Annotated in this window: 2 protein-coding genes; one reads left to right on the top strand and one right to left on the bottom strand. The window is 60.3% G+C overall.

Going from position 1 to position 1,089, the window contains the following annotated elements; translation table 11 throughout:
• Positions 1–200 precede the first annotated feature (200 nt).
• The gene (locus AC2YI2_RS35020; protein WP_487391125.1) at positions 201–671 is read left to right on the top strand and encodes a MarR family winged helix-turn-helix transcriptional regulator; all 471 of its coding nucleotides are present in this window, start codon (positions 201–203) and stop codon (positions 669–671) included.
• A 147-nt stretch (positions 672–818) separates the two neighbouring features.
• Here AC2YI2_RS35020 and AC2YI2_RS35015 read toward each other — a convergent pair.
• Positions 819–1,089 (bottom strand): SDR family oxidoreductase (locus AC2YI2_RS35015; RefSeq protein ID WP_487391124.1); only part of this gene is annotated, 271 nt, incomplete at its 5' end.

The following is a 1,089-nucleotide window of genomic DNA, read 5'->3' as shown; positions in this document are numbered from 1 at the left end:
TAGCGGATGCGATGCCGATTGCTGCAGTGGCGGCGATGATGGTGCTGGCCTTCATTGTCTCTCTCCTGGTGTTAGTACGATAATTGTTATGGCGATAATTGTTGTCTAGTGGCTGCTTGAATGATTGTCAATGGTAATTCTTATCGCGATATATCTTTTCACGAAAACGTTAGCTATAAGCGAGGCGGAAGGAGACCCTCATGGCCCAACAGAAATCCAACGAACCCGTGCCCCTCGACAATCAGGTCTGCTACGCCATCTACTCGGCGGGCATGGCAATCCAGCGGCTGTACAAGCCCTGGCTGGATCAACTCGGCCTGACCTATCCGCAATACCTCGTGCTGAACGTGCTGTGGCAGGAGGACGAGCAGACGGTTGGCCATATCGGCGAGAAGCTCGCCCTTGAATCGAGTACCCTGACGCCCCTGCTCAAGCGTCTGGAAAGCGCGGGGCTGCTGCGGCGGACGCGCAATCCCGACAATGAGCGGCAGGTGGTCATCGGTTTGACCGATGAGGGCCGCGCGCTCCGGTCGCGGGCGGGCTGCCTGGGCGATGCGCTTCTGGACGCATCCGGCCACACGCCAAATCAACTCGGTGCGCTCAATCATCAGATCAGGCAATTGCGTGATGATATCTACGCGAAACTGGGCAGTTGGGCTGCGCCTTCGTGAGCCGATATGCCGGGCTCGGCTTCTATCGGTGAACGGAGCCGCGGCGGCCTAACCCAACCGCGGCGGCCACGGGCAATTATCTAACTGGGCCCTTGCCGATCCCTCCAGCACATGAAGGTCGCGGTGAGCCGGCACACCGTCTTTTGCTCAAGCGGTCGGAACAGTCCCACCGTCGATCACATGCTCTGTCCCGGTAATGGACGCTGCTCGATCGGATGCAAGGAACGCGATCAGGTCGGCGACCTCTTCCCGCTTCGCCGGTCGTCCGAGCGGTATGCCACCGAGCGAGTTCATGATCACCTGCACTGCGGCGTCGTAGTCAATGCCGGCTTCCTCGGCTATGCGCAGGGCCAGACCGTTGGCGCCCGGATCGGCGATCCAGCCCGGAGAAACCCGCACCACCCGTACGCCCTTCGGC

The sequence above is a fragment of the Rhizobium sp. SRI_017 genome, assembly GCF_057586295.1.
Note: the sequence above shows the minus strand (reverse complement) of the source record. Positions and strands in the feature narration are given on the sequence as shown.

Bases quoted from the DNA above. Each gene is read 5' to 3' on its own strand.
- AC2YI2_RS35020 (WP_487391125.1), top strand. From the start codon at position 201: ATGGCCCAACAGAAATCCAACGAACCCGTGCCCCTCGACAATCAGGTC.